This is a genomic window from [Mycoplasma] falconis (assembly GCF_006385795.1).
GTDB classification, from domain to species: domain Bacteria; phylum Bacillota_I; class Bacilli_A; order Mycoplasmatales; family Metamycoplasmataceae; genus Metamycoplasma; species Metamycoplasma falconis.
In genome coordinates this window covers 36,140-44,404 of the sequence record NZ_VFSS01000006.1, presented here as the reverse complement: position 1 = coordinate 44,404, position 8,265 = coordinate 36,140, and the positions used below count along the sequence as shown (strand labels likewise).

Here is an 8,265-nt window from a genome sequence, read left to right as displayed (position 1 = left end):
AATTAAATCTTATATAGAATGATATAACAACGAAAGATTACAATCAAATTTAAATTGAAAAACACCCCAACAATGTTGAGATGTTTATTCATATTTATAAACTGTCCACAAAAAGTGTCCAAGTTTACAAGAAGCTAAGGACGCTATTGCTAAAAATAATCAAAATAAAGCAGATAAAATAGAAGAAATCAATAATAAATTTAAAGAAATAGAAGAATGAATTAAAGGAAATTTAACTAAACTTGGTTTGCAAAGTATTAAAGAAAAGTTGGAAAATCAAGTAGAACAAGCTAAAAGTGATTTAGATCAAGCTAATGAAGAACAACTAAATGAAAAACTTAATAATTTAGATCAAGATTTAACAGAAGCTAAACAAGAATTAGCAAATTGAAATCAAGCCAATGATAACTTACAAGGTGTAATTGGCATCGCCAATGGTTTATTACCGGATTTATCACAAGATTCAAGTTTAGCTCAAGCTAAAAAAGATTTAGAAAAAGCTATTAGTTTAGCAAATCAAGGTGTTGATAATCATAATAAAGAGCAATTAATTAACGATAAAGCTGCTTTAGATCAAGCAATCGAAAAAGCTCACGAAGCTATTAATAAATATAAAGAAGATAAAAACGAAACTTTATTTAAAATTAATGAATCTTTAGAATATTGAAATAGATATTATCATGCAGGATCTGAATGAAACAACAAATATCCTCAATATGAAAATAAATTTGATAAATACTTTGAAGCCGGAATTAATGCTGATGAATCTCAAAATTTAACCGAGTTAACTCAAATTTCAAATAATTTAGCTTTCTCTCTTGGATGAAGAAGAGCTATTGAAGCGGTTGATGGCATGAAAAAACAACTAGAAAATTCATGATTTGAAAATCAAGCTTTAGCTCATATTAAAGATCAATATGAAAATGCTATTAATCAATGAAATGCTATTGGTGATAATCCCGAAAAATATAGTGGCTCAGAAACTCTAACTAAAGCTATAGAGCTATATAATATTTCAAAAGAATTTGAAGATCAAAGAGAATCTGTTGACGCTGAGCTTAAAAGAGTAGAAACTAATTGAAATACATACGATCAAAATATTAAAAAATATCAAAAAGAAGCATTAGAATTGTTACCTAAATTAGATAAATATTCACAACTAAAAGAAGACAAACAAAATTTAGAACAAGCTTTACAAAATCTAAATTACACTGAAAAAACCGATCCAATCACTATTTTAGATCAACAAACAGATTTATTTAATGCTTTAATAAAAGCTCAAAAAGATTTTAGCGACGCCGAAAAATAAAGTTAATACAGATATAAAACACCAAATTAATTTTTGGTGTTTTTTTGTCAAAAAAATTCTCAAATTTAGCTTGATTTTATGCAATTGTAATTACTACAAAAGCTTAAATTTTATAATATTTATATTAATTTAAAAATATATCGAGGTATTTATGGCAAAAAATAAGAAAATAACCTGTTTATTATTAGCAGCTTTAGCTACTGCCACTCTAAGCGGAGCTTTAATTGCTAGTATTAATCTAATTAAACCATCTAATATAAATCCGGAAAAAGATAAATTAAAAGAAGATATTAATAAAGCTAAAGAACTTATTAATAATTAAAATTTAGATAAAGTTATTGCCGATCGTTTAAAAGATAAAATTAAACAAGATCAAGAATTGCTAAATAAAGAAAAAATTTCTAAAGAAGATTTAATTAAAGCCGATAAAAAACTAAACGATTTAATTAATCAAGCAAATAGAAATATTGAAAAAAACAAATTATTAAAAGCTAAGACAGATTTAAATTACTTAATTAAGAAAATTAGACAATGAAGCAAAGAAAATTTAGAACCTGTTGTAGGACTTACAAAAGAAAGAGATGAATTAGAAAATAACCTTAAGACCGAAGAATTAAAAATTAAAGACTATAACACATTAGATGAAACAAATAAATCTGATGTTTATTTAAATAAGCTTTGAGATGAAGCTAAGAAAACTTTAAAAGAACATCAAGAAACTAAACAAAAATTACAAGATAAAATTGTTGAAAGTCAACAATGTATACCTTTATTTAATGAAGATCCTTACTTAACTACAACTAAAACCGAATTAAATAATGCTATTAATAATGCTAATGATGTAATTGGTGTTCATTCAATAAATGATTTAAATAATGACATATTTGGTTTAAATGTAACTCTTCAAAAAGCTAAAAAAACTATTGATGATTACAATAAACAAAAAGAAAATAAACTTAAAAACTTGGATAAATTAATTAAACAAGTTAGTGAGTGAAAACAAACTAATCTTGATAATAAATTAGGTTTAATTAAAGAAGGGCAAGAATTACAAAAAGCAATTGATAAAGCCAAATTAGCCAATAATAATTTATACTTAGCTAACATTGATAAAGAAGATATGGATTTAAGAAGGGCTAAAGCTAAAGCCGAAGCAGATAAAAACGCTTATGAAAAAACTAAAAATAATTTAAATGATTTAATTGCCAAAGCAAAAGAAATTATTAATTCAATAAAAGACCCATATATTAATAAAGCTAAACAAGATTTACAAGAAGCTATTAATTTAGCTAATGCGGAAATAGATAATCATAATATCGATCAATTAAAAGAAGACATTGAAAATTTAAATAATCAAATTAATTTAACCAATCAAGCTATAACAAAGTTAAAAGAAGACAAAACTAATGCTATGGCAAAATTAAGACAAGGTATCGATGAAGCAACAGGTTATTACGATGCTTTTAATGATAATAAAAACAAAGAACATCAATATGATTTAGCTGTTTCTTATACATCTTCTGAACTTAATAAATTAAAAGACATTAATAAAGAAGCAACTAATTTACAAGATCTTTTAGATGCTATTGATTATTTAAATAATATTAAAGCTATTTGAAAAGCTAAAGTTGATATTATTGATGCTAATAAACTAGCTGATCAAATGAAAGATAATTCATTAGCTTCTAAAAAACAAGAATTAGTTGAAGCTATTAACGCACTAGAAACTAAAATCAATGATAAAAATGCTACAGTGGTAGAAATTGATGATTTAGATGAAAAATTATTAGCTAAAATGAAAGAAGCTAAAAATGAATTTGATAACTTTAATACTTCTAGAAATAAAGCTATAAATGAACTAAATGATAAATTAAAAGAAGCAAAAGACTGATTGAAAAATAATATGGCTAATAAAGCCGGATTAAGTAGTGAAAAAGCCTCTTTACAAAATCAAATTGATAAAGCTTCACAAAATCTTGATAATTTAAATGCAGAACAAATTAAGCAAATAAATAATGATCTTTCAGAATCTTTAAATAAAGCTAAAAAAGAAACACTCGATTATAATAAAGCAAAAGAAAATTTAGATAATAAATTAAATGAAGCTCAAGATTTATTACCTAATATGAATAATGATCCTTATTTACAAGAAGAAAAAGATAAATTAACCGAAGAAATTCAAAAAGCTTTAAATTATAAAGAAGCTAAAACAACCAATCAATTAAATGAAGATTATAACGATTTAGAAATTACATTAAATAATGCTAAAGCTAAATTAGAAGAATATAAAATCAAGAAAAATCAAGCTTTAAATACCATGAATAATTTAATTATTCAAGTAGAAAAATGAAAAGAAGATAATTTAGAAAATAAACCTGGTTTAAATGAAGAAAAAAATGATTTATTAAAAGCAATCGATAAAGCCAAATTAGTTAATGAAGATAGAACTTTAAATAACATTTTCGAAGAAGAAATGGATTTAAGAAGAGCCAAAGCTAAAGCCGAATATGATAAAGGCGTTTATGATAAAAATAAAGCTGATTTACAAGCTTTAATTACAAAAGGTGAAGGTTTAATCAATCAAATGTCGGATCCAGTTTTAAATGAAGCTAAAACTAATTTAGAAACCAAGATTAACGAGGCTAAAACCAATATTGAGAGTGATAATAAAGATGCTTTGGCAAATAAACTAGATTTATTAAATAAAGAAATAGAAAAAGCAGAAAATGCTATTAAAAACTTAAATGACGAAAAAGCTAAATTAGTTAAAACAAATAAAAGCAAAATTAATACCGATAAAAGTTTTTATGAAATGTTTGCTGAGTATAAAAACAAAGATGGTAAATATGATTCGGTTATCGAATATACCAATCAAACTTTAAGTCAATTAGAAGCCATAAATAATCCAGATTCTAAATTAGTTGATTTACAAGAAATTAAAGATAAATTACCATATATTAAAACCGTTTATAACGCCAAAATAGATATTATTAACGGCAAAGAATTAGCCGAAAAAATTAGCGATTCAAGTTTAGCAAATAAAAAAGGCGAATTACAAGCTTTAATTGATGAAATCGAAAAATCAATAGCTAATAACGGAAGCAAAGACGATATAACAGCTTTAAATAATAAATTAAAAACCAAAATCAAAGAATGTCAAAAAGCCTTAGATAATTATCTTAAAGAAAGAAATGCTAACTTAGATGAATTAAATAGAAAAATTAAGGAAGCTAAAGATTATATAAATTCGGATTTAACTTCGACTGGTTTAAATAAAACAAAAGAAAAATTACAAGCAGCAATTAATATCGCTGAAAATAATAACGATAATTTAGAAGCAAACCAAATTAAACAAAAAACTGCCGATTTAGATAACGCTATTAAGCAAGCTAAGTCTGAAAAAGCTGAATATGATTTAGCTAAAAATAATTTAAACGACAAAATTTGAGAAGCTAAAAGTTTAAAAAATAAGTTATACGCTAAAGATTTAGTAAATGAAGAAAACAAATTAGCCCAAACAATTTCTGATTATGAAAAATATTTAAATAATCATGATAAAAATGAGTTATTAGAAAATTTAAATAATTTACAAAAAATAATTGATGAAATAAACGGAATTTATCAAAAAAATAAAAAAGAAAAAACTAAGGTTAAGAGTCAAATTTCAGATATGATTCGTCTTTGAGAAAGAGATTTTGTCAAAAGTAATTTATTTAATAAAAGATATCCAGAACTAGAACCTTTATACCAAGATGAATATAAAGCAGCAAAACACATTAAAGGCGATACTTCATTAAAAGAAATTAAAAATATTTATCAAAACTTTACTTTGGGATATTGAGATAAAAGAACCTTGGGTGATATTGCCGATATGAAAGCCGCTTTAAATTCAGGCGATTTAGAAAATGATGGGTTGGTTAATATAAAAGATGAATATCAAAATTTAATTAAAGAATATGAAAGCCTAAAAGATAATAAAAATGATTCTATTGAAGATATTAAAGCTTTATATTTAAAAACCGCTAATTCAATATTAAAAAAGAATGCTAAAATTGAAGCTTATAAAAAAGAATGAAACGATATTTCTAATAAATTAAATAGTAAAATTGCCGAATCTAATGATTTGATAAATAAATTAAACGAATATCCACAATTAAAAGAAGATCAAGATAAATTAAAAGCAGAAATAGCAAAATCAAGTTTTACTAATAAAACCGATTTAAACATCATGAAAGAAAATTTAAATAGTTTATCAACCTTATTTAAAACAACATGAGACAAATATATTAAAGAACAATAAAAAACAAATTAAAATACATCAAAAAAACACCTAAACAGGTGTTTTTTAAGTTCTATTTATTCTAAAATGTTTTGTGCCGGAGTAATAAAATCATCATAAATTTTGTCAATTTTATCCATTAAAGGTAAATTGATTTCATCATATGATGAATAAGCTAGAAGCTCTTCAATTTCATAAATTTCATTTGCGTTTGCTTCGCTATCTTTTTCTAATTCAGCTTTTTTAAGTTCTAATTTATTTCTAATATCATTTACTTTTTCTCTATAAACATTGTTATACATAATAACAGCTTTATTGAAGTATTCGATGTTTAATACGCTTATATTACGTTTTTCGATTTCTTTGAATTGCTCGGTTGTTCAAGGCTGATTTACGAAAACTTTAAATATATTAAATCCAAATTCAATAATATTTCCCTCATTAGTTGTTCCGGTTTTATTTATTGTAGATGTATATCAATTATTTTTATTTTTTAAATATGCTTCATAAGCTTCCTTAGTTAAGAAATTAGCTAAATCTAGATCTTCTCCATAAACGCTTTCTTTATTTAATTTAACCCATTCCATTCTAGGATCATTTGGTCTTTGGGGATGACTACTTTCTAATGTAACTACTTCTGGATTTAAAATATCTTTTAAGAAATAAGCATATTGAATATATGGATATAAAGTTCAATAAACTTCATCGACTGTATGAATTACAGGAAAATCAGGTCAATAAGTTGGACTATATTCTCAATTAGGGTCTAATAATTGTTTATCATCAGGAATAAATCACCCATTTTCAGACGTATAGTCTTTACTTGGATAATTATTAATTTCTTCAAAAGTTGAATGTTTAGAATCCGTTAAATAATCCCTACCTTTAATAGGAATATATGCAAAAGTTTTATGCATCATTTCTCATCAAACATTATTTGGCAGTTCATATCTAGAATCAAAAATAAATTTTCCACCGTCAGCTAAACCGTTTAATAATCTATTTCTTAAAACTCTTGATGTTTCATAAATAACTGATAAATATTTATCATGAACCTTTTTAGCTGATAACCCAGGTATTTTAGGATTTTCTCAATTGGTAATATCGATTTTATAAGCTTTATTTACTGCTTTATCAAATTCTTCTTTGCTATTAGTATTAATAGTTATTTCTTCATCTGGACCTAAGAAATATTTTTCTGATTTTTTAATAATATCTTCTTTAATACCGTTATTATTTCAACCCATAATATCGTTAGCTAAAAATGAAGAATTATTCGTACTTTCATTAGCTTTTTCGGTATTATAAAGTTCAAGCGATTGAAATCCCTGATAAAAGTTATTAGTTGTATTAGTTATATCTTCATTAAACTCATTAACAAAATTAGTAATATGTTCTTTTAATTTATCAGTAGCAATTTTAATATCTTCTTTTGAAGCATTAGGATTATTTAAAATTTGTTCTAATTCAATTTTACTATCTCTTATTTTAGGATGATTAGTTACATCGTAATCTTTTAAAATTAAATTAGCTACTTTAACTACGTTGTTACCTTCTTGATGTTCAGGAGTAATATATTCTTTTATTTCAAAGTTTTCCAATTTGTTTATTACCTGTTTAATTGTTTCATTACTTGCTTGTAAATCTAGTCCCAAATTAGTAATTTCATTTAATTTATTTAAATTTTTATCTTGATTAGCCTTGCTTAAATTTGCATTATTAATTCTTTGTTTAATATCATCAATCAAATTATTTTGTTTTACTAATAATTGATTATTTTCTTTGGCATTGCTTAAAGTTATTTGATAATCATTAAAATTTTTTTCTAAATCATTTAAAGAAGTTTCTTTGTTTGAAAACTTATTTTCACCTGCAATTTTAGCTAGATCTAACTCGGTTTGGTATTTATTATTAATTGGATTAGGTAAATTTTTAGTTAAATTGTTAAATTTATTTTCTAAATCATTCCTTTTAGCATTAAATTCTTTTATTGTTTGGATTTGAAGTTTTAATTTTTCTTCTTGTTCTTTAATTTTATTTAAATCAACTAAATCACTTTGACCTAATGCCATATCTTTAGCTTTTTTAATTTCACTAGCTAATTGATTAGCTATTTCTGTTGAAATTTTATTTGTATCTAATAATAAGGCTTCATCAGCTAAATTATTTAAAACGATTTGTTCATTAAGAAAATCAACAGCATTATCCTTAGCTGTTTTTAACTTATTACAAATATTATCAACGGCATTTGTATCGGATGAATAAATATAATTATTAGCTTCAATTAATAAATCATTTAGTAATTCTAGGTCTACATAATTATTTAAATTAATTTTCTTAGAATTTTTAAGTTGATTAGTTTCATGGATTAATAATTTTAATTTCTCATTTACTATTTGATTAGGTTCGACTGGATAATTTTTATTATGTATTAACGGGAATAAAGTAGTTATTGAAGTAGTTACACCTAATATTCCGATTAGTAATGTCTTATTTTTCTTATTTCAATGAGCCATAAGTCTTATTATATAAAATTACTAATAAAAAAGTTAATTGTACTATTTAAATTGCTTAAAAAATGTAATTTTTAAGTTAAAAAAATCTAAATTTAAGCTATTATTTGGTTTTTTATAATTTTTATACATTTTAAAATTAAAAGCAACCAATTTTGGTTGCT

At 23.9% G+C, this 8,265-nt stretch carries 5 protein-coding genes; 4 read left to right on the top strand and 1 reads right to left on the bottom strand.

What is annotated here, in order from left to right; translation table 4 throughout:
• The 4 genes from FJO69_RS07685 to FJO69_RS07300 all read left to right on the top strand — a co-directional run.
• Nucleotides 1-100 (top strand): IS3 family transposase (locus tag FJO69_RS07685; RefSeq protein WP_368853734.1); only part of this gene is annotated, 100 nt, incomplete at its 5' end.
• A 147-nt stretch (nucleotides 101-247) separates the two neighbouring features.
• Nucleotides 248-1,309, top strand: coding sequence for a hypothetical protein (locus FJO69_RS07305; protein ID WP_170177212.1), 1,062 nt, complete (start codon nucleotides 248-250; stop codon nucleotides 1,307-1,309).
• Between the two features lie 151 nt (nucleotides 1,310-1,460).
• Nucleotides 1,461-1,631: a hypothetical protein gene (locus FJO69_RS03070; RefSeq protein WP_170177211.1), complete on the top strand. Its 171-nt coding sequence runs from the start codon at nucleotides 1,461-1,463 to the stop codon at nucleotides 1,629-1,631.
• A 57-nt stretch (nucleotides 1,632-1,688) separates the two neighbouring features.
• On the top strand, nucleotides 1,689-5,609 hold the full coding sequence (locus tag FJO69_RS07300) for a hypothetical protein (protein ID WP_170177210.1): 3,921 nt from the start codon (nucleotides 1,689-1,691) through the stop codon (nucleotides 5,607-5,609).
• 56 nt (nucleotides 5,610-5,665) lie between these two features.
• Here FJO69_RS07300 and FJO69_RS07295 read toward each other — a convergent pair whose 3' ends face one another.
• Entirely contained in the window at nucleotides 5,666-8,104 is a 2,439-nt protein-coding gene (locus FJO69_RS07295) for a synaptonemal complex protein 1 (RefSeq protein ID WP_140781363.1), read from the bottom strand.
• Between the last annotated feature and the right edge of the window lie 161 nt (nucleotides 8,105-8,265).